Genomic DNA, 23219 nt, shown 5'->3' on the forward strand with positions numbered 1-23219 from the left:
TTCGAAGGGCGACTCATGGGGATGGTCTCCTTCGACGACCTGTTGTGGCGGCTGACCCAGGAACTGGCAGACCTGGCCGCCGTGGTCGACGCCGTGCGGAAAATCCCCGACACCTTTCACGGTACGAGGCAGGCGCCGCTGCTCGAGGGCTGAGACGGGTACAGCTTCGGGCCGTATGTCGCCGGCATTCGGGAGTATCGGCCCGGGAAACGGTCGGACATGCAAGGAGCACAGTGGAAGGCAAGGGACGCGAGTCGGCGTCCACGCGATGCGCGTACGCAGGAAGGAGCTGTCACGATGTCCGCCCAGCACAGCACCGTCAGCGAAGTGATGACACGCGACGTCGTCACCGTCAGTCCTGACACCCCGTTCAAAGAGATCACCTCCGTACTGACCACCCATGGCATCGGCGCCGTGCCCGTGGCCGACACACGTGGTTCCCCCATGGGACTGGTCTCCGAAGCCGACCTGCTCCGCAAGCAGGCCGAGCAACCCGACAAATACGCCCAGCAGGAAACACCCCCCGGGTGGCCGCACGAGAGGGCCAAGGCGCGCGCGGAGAACGCCGCCGGGCTGATGACCACCCCCGTGGTCACCGCTCACGCCGACTGGCCGGTCGCCGAGGCAGCCCGGGCGATGGACCGCCACCGGGTCAGGCGGCTGCTGGTCGTGGACGAGACCGACCGCATCATCGGCATCGTCAGCCGCTCGGACCTGCTCCGCGTCTTCCTGCGCCCCGACGAGGAGATCCGCGAGGAGATCCGCGACGACGTACTGAAAGGGATGCTACGGCTGACCGGAACGGAAGTGCAGGTTCAGGTTCACGAGGGTGTCGTCACCCTGCGCGGGGAGGTCGAGAACCGCAGCACCGCCCAGATCGCCGAACGACTTGCCAACGGTGTGGACGGGGTCGTCAACGTCAGGCCGCTGATCGACTACGCCGTCGACGACATGATCGCGTAGAACCGGCCGGCACCGCATGGCCGGTGCGCATCAATGGCCGACAGGCTCGTTCGGCGCCCGGGAACAGCAGCCAACAACGGACGCAACAAACGGGATGCATCGCAGATCGGGTCCGGCTCGCGCACGGAATCGTTCAGACGCCCGCAGGGACGTCTGCCGCGTGGCAGGCCGCCGCAGCGAGGTCTGCATTTGGCACGGCGGGACAGGAACTGACGGGCGGGGAGGACGCAGGCGGCGGAGGAGGCGCCATCGGGGCCTGACCTGCCTGTCCGTACGTGGCCGCTCATGTCGCGGTGTCCGGCAATCGACGTTGTACTGGTGGCAGGAGTGTCATCGAGCGAGGGGAGCAGCCGTGTCGCCGTCCGACATTTCTGGTCCCGCGAAGCCGAAGACGGTTTTCGACCGCGACGCCGAGTGGGACGCACTCGTCGCATTCGCCGGGGACACCCGGTCCGGACCCGGCCTCGGTGTGGTGTCGGGACGGCTGCGGCACGGCAAGACATACCTCCTGAAGGCACTCACCGCGGCCCTGGGCGGCTTCTACTTCGGAGCGCAGTCGGCGGCTCAGGCCGAGTCCTTGCGTCGGCTTGCCGACGAACTGTCCCAGTACACGGGCACAAAGCCGCCGAGCCCCTGGCGTGGCTGGGAGGACGCCGTCGACGCGTTGCTCGCGCTGGGGGACCGGCGGCCTGTCCCGATCGTCATCGACGAATTCGCCGACCTCGTACGGCAGAGTCCTCCGCTGCCCTCCGTCATCCACAGCGCCTACCGGCGTCTGCGCGAGACGGACCCTGACAACCGTGCGCGCCTGGTGCTGAGCGGCAGCGCCCTGCCAGTGATGCACCGACTGTTCAGCGCGGCCTCACCGCTGCACGAGCTGACCGACCTGGAACTCACCCTTGGTCCGCTGGACTACCGACAGGCCGCGAGGCTTTGGAACATCGACGACCCCGGCCTCGCCCTGCTGGTCCATGCCGTCGTCGGTGGAACGCCTGCCTACCGGGGCTATGTCGGGGAAAGCGCGGCCGGCGGGTCGGACGACTTCGACACCTGGGTGTGCAGAACCGTGCTCAATCCCCGGACTCCCTTGTTTCTGGAGGCACATCACCTGCTGCAGGAGGAGACCGACCACTGGGACCGTGCCCTGTGCCACTCCGCGCTCGCCGCCATCGCGTCGGGCTGCTCGACACAGGGCGAGATCGCAGAACGCCTCGGCGCTCCGCTCACCGATGCCGCTCGCTGGCTGGCGCTGCTGCGGGACAACGGTCTGCTGCACGGTGAGCCCGACGCCTTCCGCCCGAATCTGATCCGGCTGCGCATCACTGAGCCGCTGCTGGCCTTCGAACATGCGGCTGTCTGGTCCTACCGCTCGGCGCTGGAGCAGCAGGACGCCGGCGAGGTCTGGCAGCGCATGCGTCCCGTCTTCGACTCCGCGGTGGTCGGCCCTCATTTCGCCCAGATCTGCCGGGACTGGGTCATGAACTTCGCCGACCCGGCCGTCTTCGGCGCGCACCCCGTGACGGCGGCCCACGGCTCACTCCCCGACCCCGCGCGCCGTGCCGGCCCCGACGCACAAGCAGAGGTGGTCGTACGCGGCCCGACCGACACACGACCCTCGGCGCTGCTGTCCGTGGGGGTGGCGCGCTGGGACGCGGTCATGGACCTGCACCACTTGGAACAGCTCCGCCACCTCCTCGACCTCCTCGCCGCCCACGGTGAGGATGTCACCCACACCCGCCCCGCCTGCTACAGCGGAGTCGGCTTCACCTTCGCGCTTCGCGCGGCCGAAGCCAACGGACACGTCGTGCTCGTCGACCTCGACCGGTTGTACCGGGGGAGGTAGCCCGGCAGCAGCCGCGCAGCGAGCGGTACTCGCCGGTGATCCGGTTCAGCCGGCACCCCGCTTGCCGTGGCCGCCCGGGCAGGTGCCTCCGGTGCCCCCGGGGGCCAGTGCCAGAACGCCGACGGCGCGGCATACGGTGCACGGCGAGCACGCCTTCCCCGAGGGCCTGGCCAGGGTCGCGGTGGCGCGACGCCCTCAGCGACAAAGGACGTGTTGTCCACGCGACGCTGACGCGCCGGAAGGCGACTTCCTCGTCGCGGGTCACCGTCCCTCGACCGCAGCGGATCACAGCGAATCCACCATGGCCCGCCCAGTACCCCGTGAGGGGCCGTTCGGCCCACGACTCGGGTGAGAACGTGGTCCACGATGTAGGGGAGAGAAAAGGGGTTACTTTCCCTTTCTACCCGATGCGAATCGAGCGCAGCGGGTTCGGAATGACACGGGAGGTGTCTGACGTGGCCGAACGTACATTCCCGGGTATTGAACAACACCCGGACATTCTTGCGCTGCGTGCCGGCTCCGAGCGGGCGACGACGACGGTGACAGCGCAGATCATGGAAGGGCTGGCCTTGCTGGCCGGTCTGTATCTGGCGGCATCGGCATGGATCGTGGGTTTCCACACGACCCTGCCGACACTCGCCGTCACCAACCTGATCACGGGCCTGGCGTACGCGTTCCTCATGGGTGGCGGCTTCGGATCCGCCTACGAGCGCACCCACGCAATGTGCTGGGCGGCGGCCGGAATCGGCGTGTGGACCGTCATCGCTCCGTTTGTCGTGTCCGGTGCCAGCAGTTCGCACCCCGCCTCGGTGATCGTCAACAACGCGGTGGTCGGCGGCCTCGCCGTTGTGTTCGCTGCGGGCACGGGGCTGCTGGCACTGAGGGTCAAGCGCCGGTCGTGACGATCCTCCCGTTTGCCGGTGGGGCCAAGTCCGCTCAGCCCCACCACGCAGGTGGCGCGGAGCTCACGGGCTCCCAGGACTCGGCAGGTCAAGGGGCACCCCGGTGCCCCGGGAATCCATGCGGGATGCTCCGCGTCGTCACGGGTCTCGCCCTCGCCGACAGCATGCGCGGGCAGTGTCACCTGCTGCTTCTTCGGCGACGGAGCCTTCGCCGAAGGCGAATTCCACGAGACAGCGAACCTCGCATCCCTGTGGAATCTGCCACTGCTGCTCGCCTGCGAGAACAACCTCTACGCCATGAGCACAGCCCTCGCCCGCGAGCACGCGCAGACCGACCTGGCATGCGCGCCGCCTCCTACGGCATGCCCGCGTGGGCCGTGGACGGCATGGACGTCGAAGCCGTCGAGCAGGCCGCACGGCGGACCGTCGAAGGCATCACCGAGTGACGGGCGCCGTACACCGTCAACACCCGCTACGCGCACGCCAGCCCCGCGCGGCCAGCGGGAGACCGCCGGCGACGATGGCGCTGCCGCCGTAGAAACGGCGGCGTCGAACAGGTGCATGGACCCGCCCCGCCCTCCGCTGCAGCCGGTCGCCGTGCCGTACATCTCGGCCATGACGGCCTCGGCCGTGATGCCGCGGGCCGGCGCGTGGCCGTGCTCGCGGTAGGTGGAGACGACCGCGTCCTTGGGTGTCAGTGTCCCCAGACTCATGCGGATCCCTCCAAGGTAGACAAGTCCCCGCCCGGGAAGCCGAGTTCACGTGCACGCAGCAGCCGGTGCATGACCTTGCCGCTGCGGTCCTGGGCAGGTTCTGGTCGAAGGCGATCTCCCTCGGTGCGACGGCGGGCCCCAGCGTGTGGCGGCCGAAGGCCAGCAGCTCCCGTTCCAGATCCGGAGTCGGCAGGACACCGGGGCGCAGCGACACGCACGCCTTGACGACGCTCCCGGCAACCGGGTCCGGCCGACCGATCACCCTGGCCTCGGCGACCGAAGCGTGCTCCGTCAGCGCGCTCTCCACCTCGAACGGGCCGATCAGATGCCCCGCCGACTTGATGACGGCGTCGGCGCGCCCCACGAACCAGTACCAGCCGTCCGTATCCCTGACGAGCGGGGCGATGACACCGTGCCACATCCCGGTGACCCAGCCGGGGGTCGGCGGTGTGCTCCTCCCGACCCCTGGCTTGACGTCTTTTGAATCGCCGCGCCCTTCCCGGACCGCATCGCGACGGGCGTCGGCTACGACCCCGTCTGCTGGGCGGCTGTCCCGCGGGTCCAGTGAATAACCAACCCTGCGGTGCGGGAGGCGGGAGGCACCGTGGTGTCACAGTCGCTGTCGGCGTGGGTGCTTCACTCGCGATGCAGTACGACTTTGAGGGCGCCGGTGTCGGTGCCGTGCGAGAAGACGTCGTAGGCGTCCTTCATCCGGTCGAGGCTGAAGGTGTGGGTGACGAGCTGGGATATCGGTAGGTGTCCGAGCGTCACCAGGTCGAGCAGCCATGGCATGGAGGAGGTGTCGACTTGGCCGGTGCTGATGGTGATGTTCTTGCGCCAGAGCGCCTCGAGATGCAGCGTGGCCGGTTTGCCGTGCATGCCGATGTTGGCGATGTGCCCCCCTGCGCGCACCACGCGTGTACACAGGGCGAAGCTGTCCGGATCGCCTGCGGCCTCGATGACCACGTCGGCGCCGGGCCCCTCGGCCAGGTCGGCGATCAACCGTCCAGGCACTTCGGCGGAATCCGCCCCGAGACGGGCGGCGGCTTCCAGCCGGGACGGAGACAGGTCAACCGCGATGATCCTGCGGGGCGAGTAGAGCCGCGCGATGGTGAGCGCGGCAAGTCCCACGGGACCCGCGCCCACCACGACGACGGTGTCCCCCGGGCCCACGTGTCCGTTGCGCACCCCGACCTCATAGGCGGTGGGGAGGAGCTCAGCGAGCAGGACCGCGTCATCGAGCGCGAGAGAGGTGGGCCGCCGGTAGGCGGAGGAGTCGGCGAAGGGCACACGCACGAACTCGGCCTGGGTTCCGTTGACCAGATTCCCCAGGATCCACCCGCCACCGCCGCGACACTGCCCGTACATGCCGTCCTGGCACAAGGGACAGTGGCCGCAGGCCGAGACGGACGACACGATCGCCTGATCTCCCGGCCGCAGGGTGTGAACCCCGCGGCCGACTTCCACCACCTCGCCCACGGCCTCGTGGCCGAGGATCGTCCCCGGCTTCACCTCGGGGAGGTCTCCTCGCTGAATGCGCAGATCACTGCCGCAGATGGTGGTCGCGTCGACGCGCACGATCGCGTCGGTGTCCTCCTCGATCCTCGGCTCGGGGACCGTGTCCCAGGAGGTCTGTGCCGGGCCGTGATAGACGAGTGCGCGCACGGTACTCACTCCTTCAATGCCCCCTCTCCACCGTCACCCTCGGAGAACTCCCGGGCAACACGGACCCTGGGGGTTCTCGTCAGGGGCGATGGCTCGCGTCGGGTCGTCGCCGTGTCGGTGTGCCTCCTCAGTCCGGTTCCTTGCACGAGCGGCGGAAGACCGGGGCCTGGTCGGGCCCCCATGGGCGTACGGCTGCCAGCGCCTGGACGACAACGGAATCCAACGGGTGTGACTGTCGATCGACCTCCGGGCTGCAGGGCGCGTTGGCGTGATGCGTGGCGAGCCTCAGCCCGGACAGGGAAGTGCCCGAACCGCTCGTCGTGATGTGCGGCATGCCGACGGACCGCCGTCTGTTCCGACTGGTCGATCGAACGGTTCTTGAGCTCGTAGGCGCGTTCACCGACGAAGAACACGATCGCGGTGTGGGTCTCGCTGACCTCCGCACGTGGGAGCGAGGAGCGTAGAGCCCGGTGCTGCACATGAGCACGGACACGTCGTCATGAAGCAGCGGCATCGCCGGCTCCCCGGGGCGGTTCGGGCTCCGTGGATGGCGGCTTGTCAGGGGGGACGAGGGCGACGGGACAGCGCGCGTGATGTTCTCGCGCCAGGTACGGAGGACCTGGGTCAGGTGCTTGAGTGTTTCGGCACGGACGAGGACCACCGGCCGCTCGGCCCGGGCCGCGACTGGCATGCTGGTATCGCCGAGGAAGTAGCTCTCCACGAGTTCCAAACCTCGCGAACCGAGCACGAGCATCTCGGACTCCGATGCCGCTTGCAGCAGTGCGTTCCGGACGTCGTCGGCCACCGGACCGCCGATGATGGAAAGGTCCGGGTGGCGCGCTTGGAGCTCCGCCTGAGCGTTGTCCACGATCCGCTTCGCCCGGTAGTTCTGATCGATCTCCGCGGGGACCCGCGTCGGTTCCGGCGCCGGCAGGGGCCACGCGTGCGGCAGGCGCAGCGTCAGCTTGCGCCTTGGCTTCATCGGAGGCCCACCGGGCGGCGGCACGGCTCTCGGGTGAACCGTCGAGGCCCACGGTGACGACTGCTTGCATGGCGGCGGCCTCCGTCTCATAAGAAGCTGGAATCGACGGTGAGTGACCGTGAACGAGTTCGGCCGCGTGGATGGCGTCTCCGACATGCCGGGCATGGGCATGGTGCGTTCTCTCACCCGAGGATCACCCCCATCCCCTCCGCGGCGCATGCGGACCGGTGGAGCAGGGGCCGGCGTGGAATCCGGCAGGAGAGGAGTCAGTGGCGGTGACGATTCCCCTGGTGGTCGGCATCGATGGCTCCGAGGCGAGCCTGGAGGCGGTGGACTGGGCCGCCGACGAGGCGGTGCGACACGGGGTGCCGCTCCACCTCCTGCACGCGGCGACGCTGGACCACGAAGTATCCGACGTGATCAGCGCCGCCTCGGAGCGTGCCCGGCGCGGCGCTCCCGCAGTGCGGCTGTCGAGCGAGGTGCTGAGGGAGGACGCGGCCTCCGCTTTGGTCGACAAGGGGCGCAACGCCTTCGCACTGGTAGTCGGGTCCAGAGGGCTCGGCGACCTCGCCGACATGCTCCTGGGCTCGGTCAGCCTGGCCGTGGCGGCACGAGCGGACTGCCCGATCGTCGTGGTGCGCGGTGCGGCAGAGCATCGGAATGCCCGGTTCGGGTGCGTCGTCGTCGGTGTCGAGGAGGGAGAGGGAAGCGACACGGCCGTGCAGTTCGCGTTCCGCGAGGTTCATGCGCGGCACTGCCGACTGGTGGCCGTGCACGCCCGGAGCGCATCGTTCGGTGCTCTCATCACGCCGCCTCAAGCCCCGTCGTGGCCTCCGGAGGCCCACCGGCGTCCGCCGGCGCAGGTGCTCGACGACGCCCTGGGCGGCCCGGCGGAGCGGTACCGCGACGCTCAGGTGAGCCGAAACGTCATCGAGGGGCCAGCCCGTCAGGCACTGCTGGAGGCGGCGTCAGGGGCGGACCTGCTGGTCGTCGGTGCCCGCAGGCGGCAGGGGCACCTGGGCCTTCAGTTGGGCCTGATCAATCACGCGGTGCTGCATCACGCACCATGTCCCGTCGCGGTCGTTCCCCAGATATGACCACGACCGGCGGAGACGGGCCATGTCGCCAGCCGGTCGCTCGGGACCGGACGTCGGTCCCACAGGGAGCTTCGCCCCTGTGCCCGAAGGCCGCTGCCGTTCGAAGGTGTGAACAAGTGGTGGGGGAACGGATCCGGCAACGTCTCGCTGGAGCCGACTCACGAGCGCACCCCCAGCCGCCTAGGGAGCCGGCGCTCAAGGGAGCGCCCCCTGATACGCGCCTCCGACAGGTTCGCATCCTGGTTCCGCCGCGGCGAATGCACGTGTGGTGCTGGATACCGGCACCACGGCACTCACCGGCCACGGATCCGTACAATGCCATCCGGTGGACCTGAACGGGCCGGAGATCGGCGACGAACTGGCGGCGGGCCGGGCATGGACGACCTCGCCCGGCAGCTTCTGAACGCCGCCGAGCGCGACATCGAGGGCGTGAGCGCGTCCGCTCGAGCATCCGCGAGGTCGCGGGATGGCCCGGGTGACCTGCCCCTCGCGTACCTCGGCTGTCGCTTCTCGGGGAGCAAGGCCCGACGTCCGCTCCAGTACGTCCCGGGTGATCTCGTCGCGGATGGCGTCGTCTCGGCGCAGGAAGATCCGCAGCAGGTCGCCGCGCTGACGATGCCCTGCAGCTCGTCCGTCTCGTCCACCACGGGCCGTGAGAGCCGGTCGTGGCCGGCGTGGTCGGTAACCATCCTGTGCGGGGGTGGTTCGTACGTGGCAGGTTGGATACAGCGGATTCTGCGGAAACGGCGGCGATCATGCGAGCTCACCTCGGCGACCAACTCGTCATCGAAAGCCCGGCGACCGGCGCTGCCAGGCGCGACGGCGAGATCGTCGGACTCCACCATTCGGATGGACCACCGCCCTACGACGTGCACCGGTCGGACACGGACGAGGTGACTCTCGTGTTCCCCGGGCCCGACGCGTACATCCGTCACGTCGAGCACGTGCTCGGGAGAGCTCATGAGCGTTCCCGGCCGGGTACGGACGAGGCGACCGCCAGGTCCGACGCAACCCCGCCCGGCGGGACCTGCGGCGGCCGTGGGAATGGACATCGCCTTCGAGGTCGACCATGTGGACGAGGCCATGAGCCAGGGCTGGAGTGTGCTCGTCGTCGGTCCTGCGAGCGTGGCCATCGAGCCCGATGCGGTGCGGCGGCTCGCCGAGCACGCCCACACCGAGCCGTGGGCCGGGGGCGGCGTGAGATGTGGGTGTCGAATCGGCCCACACGCCTCACGGGCCGCCGCATCAGCCCGGCCGATCGGTAAGCGGCCACGGACGTCCGCTCACCGGCTCGCATTCCATGACCAGGTTTCAGAGACAACTGGGTCGGTCAGCTCGCGAAGGAGGAGCCCCCGGTGCGCCAACAGCCACTCCCCGAAGAGCGCGTGACGGCCCTGGTCCACGACGCCGCCGCTGCCCCGTCGATGCACAACGCGCAGCCGTGGCGCTTCCGTTACTTCCAGGGCAGCCGCACCTTCCACGTCCGTGCCGATTTCGACCGCGTCATGCCGCACACCGATCCCGACACCCGTGCCCTCAACATCGGCTGCGGCGCCGCCCTGCTGAACCTGCGGGTCGCGGTGTTCCACGCGGGCTGGTACCCGGCGACCCGGCTCCTGCCCGACCCCGCCGACCTGGCCTTGATCGCCACCGTGCGGCTGACGGACCTCGGAAGCGGCGAGCACAACCTCGCTCCCCTGTATCCGGCGATTCACCAGCGGCACACCAGCCGCTTCCCGTTCGAGGAAAGGGAGATACCCGAGACCGTGCAGAGGGCTCTGTGCGATGCGGCCCAACTTCAGGGAGCATCGCTGTCCTTCCCCACCGGATGGCACCTGCAGGAGGTGCTGGAGTTGTTCGAGGAGGCCGAGGCACGCAACAGGACCGACGAGGGCAGCGACGAGGATCTGGCCGCCTGGACCCGTATCGACGCCCCGGACGTGGACGTTCCATCGGTGGACGCGGCCCCTGACGGGATCCCCAGGTACGCCTTCGGCCCGAGCAAGCGCGGTGGCAGGGCCCCGATGCGCGACTTCGCCGGCACAAGGCCGGTGGAGGGCCGCGGCGCGACCGATTTCGAACGCTCTCCTCACCTGGCCCTGCTCAGCACACCTCGTGACCGGCCGGAGGACTGGCTGCGTGCTGGCCAGGCCATGGAACACGTGCTACTGCTGGCCACCCTCGAAGGCCTTTCCAGCTCGTTCGCCACCCAGGCCCTGGAATGGACGGACCTGCGCTGGCCACTGCGGGACCCGATATCGGGCACCGGCTGCGCACAGATGGTGCTGCGACTCGGATACGGCCCCGAAGGCCCCACCACACCACGCCGCCCCGTGCAGGATGTCCTCGACATCCAGCCCTGACTGCCCCGCGCCATCGGCGTCCGCCGTCGGCGGACCTGTCACCGTGCGCTTGCCGGTCCGGCCGGATCCTCGGACGCACCGGTGAGGCGTTCTCCTCTTTGGGCAGCAGGTCGGCTTCGGAGACCACGGAGACCACGCCGATGACGTGCCCCTCGCCCTCCAGGACCGGCAGGGCGCTGACCTTCCATTGCTCCATGGTCTCGACGATCTCCTTGAACGGCGCGTCGCGTCCGACGGCCACCACCGTCACGGTCATCACATCACTCACGATGTGCGGGGTCTCCGGCACTTCAGATCGCCTCCTCCATGTCCGAGACGTGCGCAACGGCCCTCGCCCTCTTCTGCCCGGGTACGACTTCACCATCGCCGCAATCCGGCGCGGTGCAACCCGGGCGGAAGATCCGCCCCGAGGGCCGGTCCGCATGTCGCGGCGACACCTGGGCGGTGCGACGGTAGTCATAGGGGGCTCACGGTGGCCGCACAGGAAGGCGGTGGGGGCGATGGAATCCCCGCTGGTCGTGGGCGTCGACGGATCGGTTTCCAGTCTGCAGGCGGTGGACCGGGCCGTGGACGAAGCAGTACGCCACGGGCTGCCGCTTCGCCTCGTCCATGCCTCTCTGTGGGAGCGTTACGAGGGAGCCCTCCCCTCCTTCAGCGTGGGTCGTCCCGCCGAAGCGGTCACGGCGGAGCACATCATCGCCTCCCGCGTGGAACGCGCCGGGCTTCGCAACCTCGAGGTGAAGGGCCAGCTGGTCGAGGACCCCGCTCACAAGGTTCTGCTGGGGTCATCGGCCGAAGCCGATCTGATCGTCGTCGGCGCTCTGAGGAGGCACGGCCACTTCGATCTGCAACTCGGCAGGGCCGCCCACGCCCTGCTGCATCACTCCCCGTGCCCGATCGCCGTCATCCCTCAGCGAGTCTGAAGGCAGGGGAGTGAGGGCGGCGGATGTCGGATTGGACGTGGGAGTACGAGGGCTACGACCCCTCCACCGAGCGGTTGCGCGAAGCGTTGTGCACGCTCGGCAACGGTTACTTCGCCACCCGTGGCGCGGTCCCGGAGTGCAGAGCGGGCCTGGTGCACTGCCCGGGAACCTACGTGGCCGGGTGCTACAACCGTCTGGAGTCGACCGTGGCGGGGCGACAGGTGGTGAACGAGGACCTGGTCAACCTTCCGAACTGGCTACTCCTGCGCTTCCGCTGCCGCCGCGCCCAGGGACGGTGGGGCCAATGGTTCTCCCCGAACGCCAGCGCTTTCCTGGACTACCGGCACACCCTGGATCTGCGCCGCTCCACGTTGACCCGCACCTTTCGCTATCGGGACGACGACGCCGGCGTACTGGGTGTGGAGCAGATCCGCCTGGTGCACATGGGGGATCCTCACCTGGCCGTGCTGCGGACCGTTTTCACGGCCGAGGACTGGTCGGGAGAGATCGACGTCGAGGCCGCCCTCGACGGTGGCGTGATCAACAGCAACGTACGCCGTTACCGGTCTCTCAACCGTAGGCATCTGGCCCACATACGGACCGGGGCGCAGGAGCCGGACATGGTGTGGCTGCACTGTCGCACCAGCACCTCCGACATCGCCGTCGCCATGGCGGCCAGGACAGTCGTCACCGGACAGCCGCCGGTCTCCTCGGCGGTGCGCTCCACCCCGCACCGCGCCGTCCACCGCCTGCTGATACCGATCTCCCGAGGTCGGCCCGTCTGCGTGGAGAAGACGTTGGCGCTGCACACCTCACGCGACAGGGCGATCAGCGACCCACTCGGGGCCGCGGTCGACCAGCTATCCGCGGCCCCAGGCTTCCCAGCCCTGCGGAACTCCCATGTCGCCGCGTGGGAGCAGCTGTGGCGGCGCACCGAGATCCAGGTGCCCGGCCAGGCCGGTCGCATCCTGCGCCTGCATCTGTTCCATGTCCTGCAGACACTGTCACCGCACACCGCAGATCTCGACGTGGGCGTGCCGGCCCGAGGGCTGCACGGCGAGGCGTACCGAGGCCACGTCTTCTGGGACGAGCTGTTCGTGCTGCCGTATCTGAACCTGCACTTGCCCGAGGTCTCGCGGGCCCTGCTGAACTACCGTCACCGGCGCCTGCCCCAGGCATGCAGGGCGGCCGCCGCTGTCGGCAAGGCGGGGGCGATGTACCCGTGGCAGAGCGGCAGTGACGGCCGAGAGGAAACCCAGCAGCTCCACCTCAACCCCCGCTCCGGCCGATGGCTGCCGGATCACTCCCGGCTCCAGCACCACGTCGGCTCGGCCATCGCGTACAACGTGTGGCAGTACTGCGAGGCCACCGGCGACACCGAGTTCCTGCACACCAAGGGCGCGGAGATGCTGCTGCAGATCGCCCGCTTCCTGGCGGACATCGCGGTCCTCGACTCCGAGTCGGGCCGCTACCGCATCCGCGGCGTCGTCGGACCCGACGAGTACCACGACAGCTACCCGGGCAGCGCACAGCCCGGACTGGACGACAACACGTACACCAATGTCACCGCCGCCTGGGTCCTCAGCCGTGCCCTGGACCTTCTGCGACGCCTTCCCGCATGGCGTCGCGAGGAACTTTTCCAGCGTGTGCAGTTGGACGACCAGGAACTCCCGGAGTGGGAAGAGGTCTCCAGGCGGTTGCGGGTGCCGCACCATCAAGGCGTCATCAGCCAGTTCGAGGGCTACGACGACCTCGCTGAGCTGGACTGGGACGCCTACCGCGCGCGGTACGACGACATCCGGCGGCTGGACCGGATCCTGGAGGCCGAGGGCGACACGGTCAACCGCTACAAAGCCTCGAAGCAGGCCGACGTCCTCATGCTCGGCTACCTCTTCTCACCCGCGGAACTGCAGCAGCTGTTCCGGCGTCTCGGCTACCGCCTGGACGACGAGATCTGGCGAAAGACCGTCGACTACTACCTCCAGCGCACCAGCCACGGCTCCACCCTCAGCGAACTCGTCCACGGCTGGGTCCTCGCCCGGGTCAGACGGGCCGAGGCGTGGCGGTACGTCCAGGAGGCCCTGGAAGCAGACATCGCCGACATCCAGGGAGGCACGACCGGCGAAGGCATCCACCTAGGCGCCATGGCGGGCACCCTCGACCTCGTCCAGCGAGGCCTGACCGGACTGGAGACACGCGAGGACGCCCTGTGGGTGGACCCAGTACCGCTTCCGGCACTGTCCGAATACGGGTTCTCGCTGCGCTACCGCGGCCACTGGGGTGTCAGCGTACGGCTGCAGAGCGGACAGCTGCGCATCGGCGTACCGGACTCGGAGGAGTCACCGATCCGCGTGGTGCTGGCCGACCGGGCCGTCAGCATCGCTCCCGGAGAGACGTGCACGCTCGTGCTGCCGTCGAGGTGACGGCGGACCCAGACGGGGGTGGCCGAAGATCCCCACCTGAAGGAAAACGGGCGAAGGAGCGGGGGTGCCGGAAGGCCGTGGGTCGTGCGCCACGGCGCGGCGCTCCGTGGCCTCCCCCAATATGGCGGTGGCGTTCATGGCCTGAGCAATCCCTCGCAGCTCAGGAGCCGGGATGGAAAGAAGCCCCATGACGGCGGTCCTGATCGGACTGGCGATCGGGACGGCCGCCGGGTGCTGTCGGGGCTCGGTGGCATCGGTGGCGGTGTTGTCCTCGTTCCGGTTCTGGTCGTGCTCGGGTTGACCGCCCAGGAAGCCGGCGGGACCTTGCCCGCCGCACTGCTGATGCCGCTCGGACTGCTCGGCACATTCGAGTACACCCACGGGCACCAGATCAAGATCTATTACGCGATCGGTCTTGCGGCAGGGCTCGCGCCGGAAGCAGGCGTGGGTGCCGATGTTGCCGGATGTTTGCCCGATCTTGTACTTCAGTGCGCGTTCGGGATAGTTCTGATATTCCTCGCCCTCAAGTTCCTGATCTTCCCGACCAGTTGCACACGGGGTGAGCTTCGTTGATCGACGGCGACGAGGCACGCCCGTTCGTCGCTCCTGGTCGCCGGCTTGTGGCCGATTGCGAGCCCCGGCGGGACCTGATCGGATAGCCCTATCGGGGCCTTTCGACCCCTCCCGCCCAGGAACGGCCGGGTTGAGGCTGGTAGATGGGGTCCGGGTCCAGTTCCGACCGAAGGGCGTGGGATCGGTGATCACACGAGTGCGGATGCCGCACCGGCATCGGACGCCGCCCGCCAAGCCGGGACCGCCGCCCGAACGGCCCTCGCCCCCGTCCCGGCAACCGCAGCCGTTCGGTGGGCGTTGGATGTTCTGGTGGATCCTGATGACGGTCCTCATCGTCCTGCTGCTTTCTCGCGCCAGGTCCGAGCCACACACGACATCACTGTCCTACAGCGACTTCGTCGGCAAGGTCGGCGCCAGCCAGGTGCAGATGGTCGACATCAACGACAAAGGCGCGGTCAGCGGCGCCCTCAAGGACGGGACGAAGTTCACCACCCAGATCCCCACCGCGCTGGGCAGCGGGGCCCAGCTCCAGTCACAGTTGACATCGCACCACGTGCAGATCAGAGCCAGCCAGAGCGGCAGTGGCGGCGGCTCGGCGTGGTGGTCCGTGCTCTTCTCGTTCCTGCCGTTCCTGGTGCTGATCGGCTTCTTCGTGTGGATGGGGCGCCGGGCCGCGGGGTCGGTGACCGGCGGGTTGAGCGCCATCGGACGCTCGCGGGCGAAGATCATCGAGGCGGAGCGACCCACCACCGGCTTCGACGACATCGCCGGGTACGACGGGGTCAAGCAGGAGATCAGCGAGGTCGTCGACTACCTGCGCAATCCCGCCCGCTACACCGCCGCAGGTGCCAAGGGACCCCGCGGCGTGATCATGGTGGGGCCGCCCGGTACCGGCAAGACGCTCTTCGCGCGGGCGGTCGCTGGCGAGGCGGAGGTACCGTTCCTGTCGGTGACCGGCTCCGCGTTCGTGGAGATGTTCGTCGGGGTCGGCGCCTCCCGGGTGCGCGACCTGTTCGGCGAAGCCCGTAAACGCGCCCCGTCGATCATCTTCATCGACGAGATCGACGCACTCGGGTCACGTCGCGCCGGCGGAGCCCGGCTGGGCGGCAACGACGAGCGTGAGCAGACCCTCAACCAGCTGCTGTCCGAGATGGACGGTTTCGACCAGTCCAGCGGCATCGTCGTCCTCGCCGCCACCAACCGGCCCGACGCCCTCGACCCGGCCCTGCTGCGCCCCGGGCGCTTCGACCGCCAGGTCACCGTGCCCCTGCCCAACCAGGCCGAGCGGGCCGCGATCCTCGCCGTCCACGCCCAGGACAAGAACCTTGCTCCGGACGTCGACCTGGATGCCGTGGCGCGCGCCACGCCCGGGTTCTCCGGCGCCGATCTCGCCAACCTCGTCAACGAGGGCGCCATCAACGCCGTACGGGGCAACCGCACCCGGATCGAACGGCATGACCTGGACGCCGCCCGCGACCGGGTGCTGCTCGGACGCCGGGAATCTTCCAACGCGCTGCTGCCCGAAGAGCGCCGCTCGGTTGCTGTGCACGAATCGGGCCACGCCCTGGTCGCGGCACTGTGCGAGCATGCCGACCCGGTGGCGAAGGTCACCATCCTTCCGGCCGGCGTCACCCTCGGCGTCACCGAACAACTTCCCGAAGCCGAACGCCACTTGTACAGCGAGAGTTACCTGACCGACCTTCTGGCGGTACGTCTGGGCGGGCGCGCGGCCGAGCTCGTCGTCTTCAGCGAGGGGTCGACGGGAGCCGCCAACGACCTGGCCGGAGCCACCCAGATCGCCACCCGCATGGTTCGCGAGTTCGGTCTCTCCTCCGAACTCGGTCCGATCGGCTACGCCTCCGTCCACGCGAACTTCCTCGGTGAGGCCACCGAGGAGCCCGGCCGGCCACCGTACTCGGAGCAGACCCAGCGCATCGTCGACGAGGAGGTCGCCCGACTGCTGCGCCAGGCCGAACAGCGCGCGATCGCGCTGCTCCGCGATCACCGGGCCGCCCTGGAACGCCTGGCCGAACAGCTGGTCGCCCGCGAGACCGTCGACGGCTCGGTCGTCCTCGACGTCCTCCGCCAGGAACGCAGCCTGGCGGACGGAAAAGGCGATGCCGTCCCTGCGTCACCGCCCCCTGACCGTCCGGAGCCAGATGTTCACACTCCGCCTCACTGATCGTCAGCGACACAGTGGCGGTGGTCTTGCATTTGTCTTCGCCGCTGACAAGGGCCCGCTGGCGTGCTGAGGTCCAAGCGCTGTCGTGACGGCCCTCCCCTACGCCGGTGGGGCGGAGTCGGACCGCTCGGCCCTTTTGCAGGTGAGGCGGAGGCCTCGTTCTCCGGATGCGATGGCCAGGGGAGGGAGTGCCGTCTCCGGGGAGGGGAATGAGCCAGAACCGAGAAAACCTCTACCGGCTCGGATACCTTTCCCGCCCGGCTCCGACGCGTCCGTGGCCAGAACTGCGGCAGCATCCTCATCACCCTTGCAGGCGTCGTTTCAGTGGAGCTGCCGGATGGCATGCTGCTGTATCGAACGCTGCAGAAAAGTACCGGCGGGCGGACACCATGGGGTCACTGGCGGTGGCTGGAATGCGCTAGCTCGGTGAGGAGTTCCGCTGGGCCGGCTCTCCTGGAAGGGCGGCCTCCGGCGCCGGGGTGCTTTGTGCGGCTTCCGATGTCGGCCGCGGGGCCACGGCCGGTGCGGCTGGAAATGCAGGCGAGGACTCGGCGTGGACCTGTGCTGACTGCTCATGAGAGTCAGGAGCGTCGTCTACGGCCAACCCGGCCTGCTGTGGGGGCGGTGTCGGGGAGGTGCGAGGCGCGACTGAAGGCCTGGCCTGGGCCGGCGCCTGCCGCTCGTGGGGAGCGGCGGCGGCCGCGGGGTGCGCTTCGGTCTCGGCGGGGGCAGCGCTCGGGGGCTGCTCGGCTGCCTGTTCGGCCGATATCTGCTCGCGGGTGAGCTCGGCGGGCGGCGGAGGAGCACTCGCGGCCTTGCTGCCGCCGAGGACACGACCGCCGGCCGGGCGACGGCGGGTGGGGGGCTTCAGCCTCTCGTCGTTGTCGGTCATGCGTCGAGCTCTTTCGTGAGCGCGGCGTACTCGCTCGGTTCGGTCGGGATCTCGCCGCAGGCGATGGCCGCGATGACCCTGTGTCCTTGCTCGGCCGCGCCCTGCCTCTGCAACCCGTCCTAGGCCCTGTCGTCAAATGATGATCTTGAGTGGTGGATCATGGTCGGGTGATACGTCGTCATGAACTGTCCGATGCCGAGTGGGAGTTCGTCCGGCCGTTGCTGCCCGCGTCCTTGCGGGGCCGCAAGCGGTTGGACGACCGAAGGGTCCTCAACGGGATCGTGTGGAAGTTCCGCACCGGCACGGCCTGGCGGGATGTGCCCGAGCGGTACGGATCGTGGGCCACGCTGCACACCCGTTTCCGCCGGTGGGCCAAGGACGGCACCTTCGAGCGGATGCTGCGAGCCGCGCAGGCCAAGGCGGACGCGGCCGGGGACATCGAAAGGGGGGCTCTGCCCGCCGGCACTCGGACGCTCGCGGGGTGGTCTGACCAGCAAGATCCACCTTGCCTGCGATGGGCTCGGCCGCCCGCTGGCCTTCACCCTCACGGGCGGGAACACCAACGACTGCACGCAGTTCACCGCCGTGATGGAAGCGATCCGGGTGCCCCGTCCCGGGCCGGGACGGCCCCGGGTGCGGCCCGCCCACGTCCTCGGCGACAAGGGCTACAGCTCCCGCGCGATACGGACCTGGCTGCGACACCGAGACATCCCGCACACCATCCCCGAGCGGGCGGACCAAGTCCGCAACCGGCTCCGGCGCGGCAGCCGGGGCGGGCGTCCGCCGGCCTTCGACAAGCAGGTCTACAAGCGGCGCAACGTCGTGGAACGCTGCTTCAACCGCCTCAAGCAATGGCGCGGCATCGCGACCCGCTACGACAAGACCGCCGAGTCCTACCAAGCAGCCGTCACCCTCGCCTCGCTCCTGATGTGGGCGTGACATTTGACGACAACTCCTAGCAGGTCGCACCGTTTCGACTTCCTTAAGGCGGCGGCAGAATTACCACTCGTACATCCCGATCGTGCTCGACGGCCCGTCGGACTGAATCCGGCCATGGTCGGGCTGTTGCTGACCAACGGCAGTGCCAGTGGCATCGTGGGCGCGCTGCTGGCCAACGGGTTCAGTCGGCGGTTCGGTACCGTGCGCGAGCTGCTTCTCCTGCAGGCCGCCACCGCGCCGTTCGCGCTGCTGGTGCCGCTGACCACGGTGGGGCCGGAGCTACTGCTGTTCGCGACAGGCGGCTTCTTCGTCGGAATCGGCATCTCCGTGGCCAACATCGTGGTCGGCAGCGTCCGGCAGACCTACTGCCCACCGCACCTGCTCGGCCGGGTCGTGGCGACGACCATGATGATCAATCACAGCACCATCCCCGTCGGATCCTTGCTCGGCGGCGTGCTGGGCGACGCGATCGGGTACCGGCCCGCCATGTGGATCACGACGGGCCTCGTCGCGCCGTGCCGGCTCATCCTCGCCATGAGCCCCCCCATGAGCCCCATGCGCCGCGAGCGTGACTTTCCGCGCACCTACGTGCCGGAGCGGATCTGTGGGACGTCCTTGACGAACACGAGCCCGTCGCTGCCCGCCAAGTGGGCCGGGTCCAGCGGGGAGTAGCCGCACCAGGGGGACACGCGGGGCACGGGCGGCGTGTCGCCGAGGGCGGTGGCCAGCCGCGGGGCGTCGATGACGCAGCGGTCCTCCGGGAGCGCGTACAGGAGTCCTTCGACGGTGTCCGGCGGCGGGGTGTCCACTCCCTGGTGCCGGATCGTGCCGAGGGCCGTGGCCACGAAGGCGTACTCCTCGCCGAGTTGGGCGCTCACCAGCGCACCGGCGCTCCACCACTCCAGAGGCATCCCACCCATCCGCATCGTGGACTTGGCCCGCTGGAGATGGCCGTTGTGGGCGTGGATGAATGCCGGGCCCCGTTCAGCGAGGGCGAGGAGGTTGTGGGCCATCATCTGGTCCCGCAGGCCCACCAGCCGGGTCATACGGCTCGGTGAGGAGTGGGCCATCCAGTCGTGGTAGCGCAGCAGGCCGATGGCGGTGCGCCCGTACAGGCGCGCCCGGTCCCAGTCGTCCCGCGGGGTCGCCCTGATCAGGTGCGGCGTCTGCGTGTCGAGCAGCGCCACCAGATCGTCGGCGAGCAGCCGCAGTCGGCCGGCCTCGGCCGACTGTCCCACGGACTGGGCCGGGTCCATCATCGCGGCGGGGTCGGTCCATCGGTCGTCGGTGCCGAGCAGGCGGTCGAGCGTGTCCTCGGTGCAGGGGAGCAGGTCCGCGTCCACCCGGGCCGAGAGGTAGCCGTGGAGTGCGGTGAGGGCCTGCCGGGGGCTCGCGGCGCCGGTGATCTCCAGCGGGCCGTCGAAACCGGCGAAGCGGAGCCGTTCCGGCGCGGGCCGGCCGTCGTTGTAGGCCCGCATCCAGCGCACGAGTTCGCGGTTGGCCGCGAAGGTGCCCCAGCTGTGGCTGAATCCGTGCTCCATGACCTCCTCGAGAGTGCCTGTGCCCGAAGTGACGTAGTCGTCCACGACCAGGCCCATCACGCAGTCGCTCTCGATCGCGATCGTCCGGTAGCCCTCCTGTTCGACGAGCTGCCGGAAGAGTTCGTTGCGCAGGTCGAGCAGAGTGTCCTCGCCGTGGGTGGGCTCGCCCAGGGCGAGCAGCCGAGGCCGGGCCGGGAGCAGCCTCATGACGGCGGCGGCCTCGACGGCATGGGTGATGTCGTTGATGTCAGTCGCCATGCCTTCAACGGTATCGTTGAACCTCGATGGAAACTTTCCCGCGATATCGTCCGTCTCTCGGGGCGAAACCTTCAAAACGGTGAGCGGCTCAGGCCGATTGATCTGGCACGCGGGCACCGTCTGTCCACCCAGGCGGTCAGGAACTACGAAGAGGCCGGCATCCTTCCGGCCGCCGGCCGCACACCCCACGGCTATCGCACCTGTACCTCGCTGCACGCGGGGGCCCTGCGCGCGTTCCTCGCCGTGGTGCCCGGCCACGGCCACCAGACGGCGACGTCGATCATGCGGGCGGTGAACCAGGGCGCGGTCGACGAGGCGCCGCGCCTCGTCGACGAGAGTCACGCGCAGCTCCTCGACGACCGGCGGACCCTCCAGGCCGTGGAGCGCGCCCTCCGCGGCTTGGAGCCCACTGCGGCGTCCGAGCCCAACGTGGTGTCCGGGCCTGCCGGCAGGTTCATCGGGCCGCTGGCAGGCAGGGGAGCTAGGCATCCGACCCGCGACGCTGCGCAAGTGGGAGCGCGCCGGGCTGGTACATCCGCGCCGCGACCCGCGGACCGGCTACCGCGTCTACGACGAGGCCGACATGCGGGACGCCGGTATGGCACATCAACTCAGGCGGGGCGGCTACCTGGTGGAGCAGATCGCCCCGCTGATCGCCCAGGTGCGGGCGGCCGGTGGGCCGGGGCCGCTGGAGGCCACCCTGCGCGACTGACACGGTCGGCTGTCCGCCCGCGCGCGCGATGCTGGCCGGGGCCGCCGAGCTGGAGGCGTACCTCCGCGAGCGCGGATGAGATTCGATCCACCCCGGTCGGCGCGCAGTCCACCCCGAACCGGCGGTGGATCACCTCCGCGATCCGCGCCGGCGCCCAGCACTGATCCTCACCTCAGCCGTGCGCGCCCAGGCCGGCATCCAACTCGCCCGCCAGCAGGACCAGTTGGTCGTCAGTCGGCCTGCCCCGGTGTTGTGTCCTGCCCGGACGGGCGCCTGGCCGCCTCCTCGGCCGGAGAGGCCGGTTCAGCCGATCTTGCGAGCCACGCCCCCGTAGAAGCCGATCTCGCCGGATCGTGCCGGCGGCGGGGCGTCCGGGCGCCAGAACGGGACCTGGGCCAGGCCGGGCTCGACCAGTTCGAAGCCGCCGAAGAACCGCTCCACCTCGGCGCGGGTCCGCAGGTTCAACGTGGCGGTGGCGTTGTTGTAGACAGCCTGCGCCTCGCTGCGGTCGGCGAAGTCGCCCGTGGCGTGCGAGAGCACGAGGAAGCTGCCGGCCGGCAGCGCGTCGCGAAGGCCGGCGACGACCTGATCGGGCTTCTCCGCGTCGGTGATGAAGTGGAGGATGGCGACGAGGAGCAGGGCGACCGGCTGGTCGAAGTCGATGACTCGGCGGACGTCGGGGTGGTCGATGACCGCCCGTGGATCACGCAGGTCGGCGAGCACGATGCTGGTCGCACCGGAGCGGCTGAGCAGTGCGTCGGCGTGTGCCTTCACGATCGGATCGTTGTCGACGTACGCGACGCGCACGTCCGGGGCCACCTCATGCGCGGTCTCGTGCACGTTCGGGGCGGTGGGCAGCCCGGTGCCGACGTCGAGGATCTGACGGACGCCGCTGCTGACGACGTAACGGACCGCGCGTTGCAGGAAGGCGCGGTTGGCCTTCACGCCGATCCGCACCTCGGGTGCCGCGGAGGCGAGTTGGTCGCCGGCCTGTTGGTCGACCTCGTAGTTGTCCTTGCCGCCCAGCAGGTAGTCGTAGATCCGCGCAGGGTGTGGCCTGCTCGTGTCTATCTCCCCGGTGCGGAAGCCGTTCTGACTCACGCTGCGCTCCTCTCGACGACTGCCCCGGCCACTTTGCCCGTGAGCGGCTGACGACAGCTTCGCATATCAACTGCCGTGCCCATGACCGCTGTTACCGGCGTGAGCGGTACCGTCACGGTCGGTGCGCACAGGAGGCCACCTCGACCGAGGGCGTCGGGCCCGGTGTCGCACGGCCGGCGGTCGACTCGGCCCGCTCGTCCCGTAGAAGTCTGTGTCAGTGAAGGGAGCGACATCCTCATGCTGGTCCATGCGTCCTCGTTCACGGTCGACCTCGGCGAGAACGGCTACCTGATCGGGTTCACCGACGACTACGAGTACCCGCGGGAGATGCCCTTCGGCTGGCGCTGCGGTCCGGCCACCGACGCCGGCGCCGTCGTCCTCACCACCACCGACACCGGCCCCCTCCAGCTGACCGTCCAGGTCCACAACGCCCCGCCGGCACCCGAATCCGGCGCCGAGTGGGAGGCCGCCGAGGAGATCAGCCTGTGGGCCGACCTCCCCACTCTCTGCCTCGCGACCCTCGAACAGGGCGACATCCTCGACGCATGGCCGGAAGGGGAACCTCCCCTCCACCTCCCGCCCTCGCCGGACGGCACCGACTGGGTGCGGATGCGCCTGTACTGCCACACCGACGACCCCGAACCCGGCATCGGGGACCACGGGGAGCGCCACCTGGTCCAACTCTGGCGCGCGCCCCGGACGCCCCCTGTGCACCCCGAAATCACCGAGGCGGACCACCGCGCCCGCGTCGACTACGCGGCGGACATGGCCCTCCCCGGCATGGCAGAGTCACATGCCTCTTTCGCGATCCGGCCGCCCCGGCAGCCCGACGATGACGGGTCTGGCCCTTGTCTGCGTCACGGCGTTCGTCCAGAAGTCCCACTACGAGGTGACGACCAACGGCCCGTATCCGGAGACCGGGTGCTTCGAGCCTCCGTCCGGCCACTGAACGGTCGACGGGGTCCCACGTCGTCACCCTGAGTGGAGCGCGACCTCTGCCTCGCCCCGGTGCCCATCGGTGACCGTATCGGTCACCCCGGAACGCCACACGCTCGGAACCCCACACGCCCGGAAAGCGGCACGTCGGGCCGCTGCCCGTGCCGCGCAGGCGGAAACGCGGGAGAATCCGAGAGTGGGGTTCCGTGAG

At 69.4% G+C, this 23219-nt stretch carries 16 protein-coding genes and 9 pseudogenes; 17 read left to right on the forward strand and 8 right to left on the reverse strand.

Going from position 1 to position 23219, the window contains the following annotated elements:
• Window positions 1–15: 15 nt before the first annotated feature.
• The 5 genes and pseudogenes from AAFF41_RS47260 to AAFF41_RS47280 all read left to right on the forward strand — a co-directional run.
• Window positions 16–153: a hypothetical protein gene (locus AAFF41_RS47260; protein ID WP_319749806.1), complete on the forward strand. Its 138-nt coding sequence runs from the start codon at window positions 16–18 to the stop codon at window positions 151–153.
• A 144-nt stretch (window positions 154–297) separates the two neighbouring features.
• Window positions 298–963, forward strand: a complete 666-nt coding sequence (locus AAFF41_RS47265) for a CBS domain-containing protein (protein WP_319749805.1) — start codon at window positions 298–300, stop codon at window positions 961–963.
• A gap of 352 nt (window positions 964–1315) precedes the next feature.
• Complete coding sequence (locus AAFF41_RS47270) at window positions 1316–2806, forward strand: AAA family ATPase (protein WP_319749804.1); 1491 nt, start codon at window positions 1316–1318, stop codon at window positions 2804–2806.
• A 446-nt stretch (window positions 2807–3252) separates the two neighbouring features.
• Window positions 3253–3708 carry an SPW repeat domain-containing protein gene (locus tag AAFF41_RS47275; RefSeq protein WP_319749803.1) on the forward strand — a complete coding sequence of 152 codons (456 nt, stop codon included), beginning with the start codon at window positions 3253–3255 and terminating at the stop codon, window positions 3706–3708.
• Window positions 3709–3845: 137 nt separating this feature from the next.
• Window positions 3846–4145 (forward strand): annotated as a pseudogene (locus AAFF41_RS47280) (thiamine pyrophosphate-dependent enzyme); the annotation flags it as partial.
• A 105-nt stretch (window positions 4146–4250) separates the two neighbouring features.
• Here the strand turns inward: AAFF41_RS47280 and AAFF41_RS47285 are convergent.
• The 4 genes and pseudogenes from AAFF41_RS47285 to AAFF41_RS47300 all read right to left on the reverse strand — a co-directional run.
• Window positions 4251–4421 (reverse strand): annotated as a pseudogene (locus AAFF41_RS47285) (thiamine pyrophosphate-dependent enzyme); the annotation flags it as partial.
• A pseudogene (locus AAFF41_RS47290) lies at window positions 4418–4812 on the reverse strand (AMP-binding enzyme); the annotation flags it as partial. The pseudogenes AAFF41_RS47290 and AAFF41_RS47285, both read right to left, overlap by 4 nt.
• 245 nt (window positions 4813–5057) lie before the next feature.
• The gene (locus AAFF41_RS47295; RefSeq protein ID WP_319749802.1) at window positions 5058–6086 is read right to left on the reverse strand and encodes an alcohol dehydrogenase catalytic domain-containing protein; all 1029 of its coding nucleotides are present in this window, start codon (window positions 6084–6086) and stop codon (window positions 5058–5060) included.
• Between the two features lie 640 nt (window positions 6087–6726).
• Window positions 6727–7138 (reverse strand): annotated as a pseudogene (locus AAFF41_RS47300) (universal stress protein); the annotation flags it as partial.
• 205 nt (window positions 7139–7343) lie between these two features.
• Between AAFF41_RS47300 and AAFF41_RS47305 the strand changes: the two are divergent.
• Together AAFF41_RS47305 and AAFF41_RS47310 are read left to right on the forward strand one after the other, a co-directional pair.
• Complete coding sequence (locus tag AAFF41_RS47305) at window positions 7344–8165, forward strand: universal stress protein (RefSeq protein ID WP_319749801.1); 822 nt, start codon at window positions 7344–7346, stop codon at window positions 8163–8165.
• Window positions 8166–8430: 265 nt separating this feature from the next.
• On the forward strand, window positions 8431–8568 hold the full coding sequence (locus tag AAFF41_RS47310; protein WP_415925914.1) for a dsRBD fold-containing protein: 138 nt from the start codon (window positions 8431–8433) through the stop codon (window positions 8566–8568).
• 71 nt (window positions 8569–8639) lie between these two features.
• Here AAFF41_RS47310 and AAFF41_RS47315 read toward each other — a convergent pair.
• A pseudogene (locus AAFF41_RS47315) lies at window positions 8640–8815 on the reverse strand (CBS domain-containing protein); the annotation flags it as partial.
• Between the two features lie 105 nt (window positions 8816–8920).
• Between AAFF41_RS47315 and AAFF41_RS47320 the strand changes: the two are divergent.
• Window positions 8921–9430 (forward strand): annotated as a pseudogene (locus AAFF41_RS47320) (DUF1918 domain-containing protein).
• Between the two features lie 90 nt (window positions 9431–9520).
• Entirely contained in the window at window positions 9521–10528 is a 1008-nt protein-coding gene (locus AAFF41_RS47325; protein WP_319749799.1) for an Acg family FMN-binding oxidoreductase, read from the forward strand.
• Between the two features lie 91 nt (window positions 10529–10619).
• On the opposite strand, the pseudogene AAFF41_RS47330 reads toward AAFF41_RS47325, so the two are convergent.
• Window positions 10620–10817, reverse strand: a pseudogene (locus AAFF41_RS47330) (CBS domain-containing protein); the annotation flags it as partial.
• 211 nt (window positions 10818–11028) lie between these two features.
• Between AAFF41_RS47330 and AAFF41_RS47335 the strand changes: the two are divergent.
• The 6 genes and pseudogenes from AAFF41_RS47335 to AAFF41_RS47360 all read left to right on the forward strand — a co-directional run bounded on the left by AAFF41_RS47335 (window position 11029) and on the right by AAFF41_RS47360 (window position 19132).
• The gene (locus AAFF41_RS47335) at window positions 11029–11451 is read left to right on the forward strand and encodes a universal stress protein (RefSeq protein WP_343326011.1); all 423 of its coding nucleotides are present in this window, start codon (window positions 11029–11031) and stop codon (window positions 11449–11451) included.
• Between the two features lie 23 nt (window positions 11452–11474).
• Complete coding sequence (locus AAFF41_RS47340) at window positions 11475–13874, forward strand: glycoside hydrolase family 65 protein (protein ID WP_319749797.1); 2400 nt, start codon at window positions 11475–11477, stop codon at window positions 13872–13874.
• Window positions 13875–13892: 18 nt separating this feature from the next.
• The gene (locus tag AAFF41_RS47345) at window positions 13893–14447 is read left to right on the forward strand and encodes a TSUP family transporter (protein WP_343326012.1); all 555 of its coding nucleotides are present in this window, start codon (window positions 13893–13895) and stop codon (window positions 14445–14447) included.
• Between the two features lie 301 nt (window positions 14448–14748).
• Window positions 14749–16629, forward strand: coding sequence for an ATP-dependent zinc metalloprotease FtsH (gene ftsH, locus AAFF41_RS47350; protein ID WP_343326013.1), 1881 nt, complete (start codon window positions 14749–14751; stop codon window positions 16627–16629).
• 1062 nt (window positions 16630–17691) lie between these two features.
• A pseudogene (locus tag AAFF41_RS47355) lies at window positions 17692–18460 on the forward strand (IS5 family transposase).
• 3 nt (window positions 18461–18463) lie between these two features.
• On the forward strand, window positions 18464–19132 hold the full coding sequence (locus tag AAFF41_RS47360; protein ID WP_425526211.1) for an MFS transporter: 669 nt from the start codon (window positions 18464–18466) through the stop codon (window positions 19130–19132).
• On the opposite strand, the gene AAFF41_RS47365 is transcribed toward AAFF41_RS47360, so the two are convergent.
• The gene (locus AAFF41_RS47365; RefSeq protein ID WP_319749793.1) at window positions 19045–20259 is read right to left on the reverse strand and encodes an erythromycin esterase family protein; all 1215 of its coding nucleotides are present in this window, start codon (window positions 20257–20259) and stop codon (window positions 19045–19047) included. The genes AAFF41_RS47360 and AAFF41_RS47365 overlap by 88 nt on opposite strands.
• 45 nt (window positions 20260–20304) lie before the next feature.
• On the opposite strand from AAFF41_RS47365, the pseudogene AAFF41_RS47370 reads away from it, so the two are divergent.
• Window positions 20305–21050, forward strand: a pseudogene (locus tag AAFF41_RS47370) (TioE family transcriptional regulator).
• Window positions 21051–21274: 224 nt separating this feature from the next.
• Here AAFF41_RS47370 and AAFF41_RS47375 read toward each other — a convergent pair.
• Window positions 21275–22072 (reverse strand): SAM-dependent methyltransferase, encoded by a 798-nt coding sequence (locus AAFF41_RS47375; RefSeq protein ID WP_343326014.1) that lies wholly within the window; start codon window positions 22070–22072, stop codon window positions 21275–21277.
• A 237-nt stretch (window positions 22073–22309) separates the two neighbouring features.
• Here AAFF41_RS47375 and AAFF41_RS47380 point away from each other — a divergent pair, with 237 nt between their 5' ends.
• On the forward strand, window positions 22310–23053 hold the full coding sequence (locus AAFF41_RS47380) for a hypothetical protein (protein WP_343326015.1): 744 nt from the start codon (window positions 22310–22312) through the stop codon (window positions 23051–23053).
• The last annotated feature ends 166 nt before the right edge of the window (window positions 23054–23219 follow it).

Origin of the sequence: Streptomyces mirabilis (assembly GCF_039503195.1) — a bacterium.
Classification (GTDB): domain Bacteria; phylum Actinomycetota; class Actinomycetes; order Streptomycetales; family Streptomycetaceae; genus Streptomyces; species Streptomyces mirabilis_D.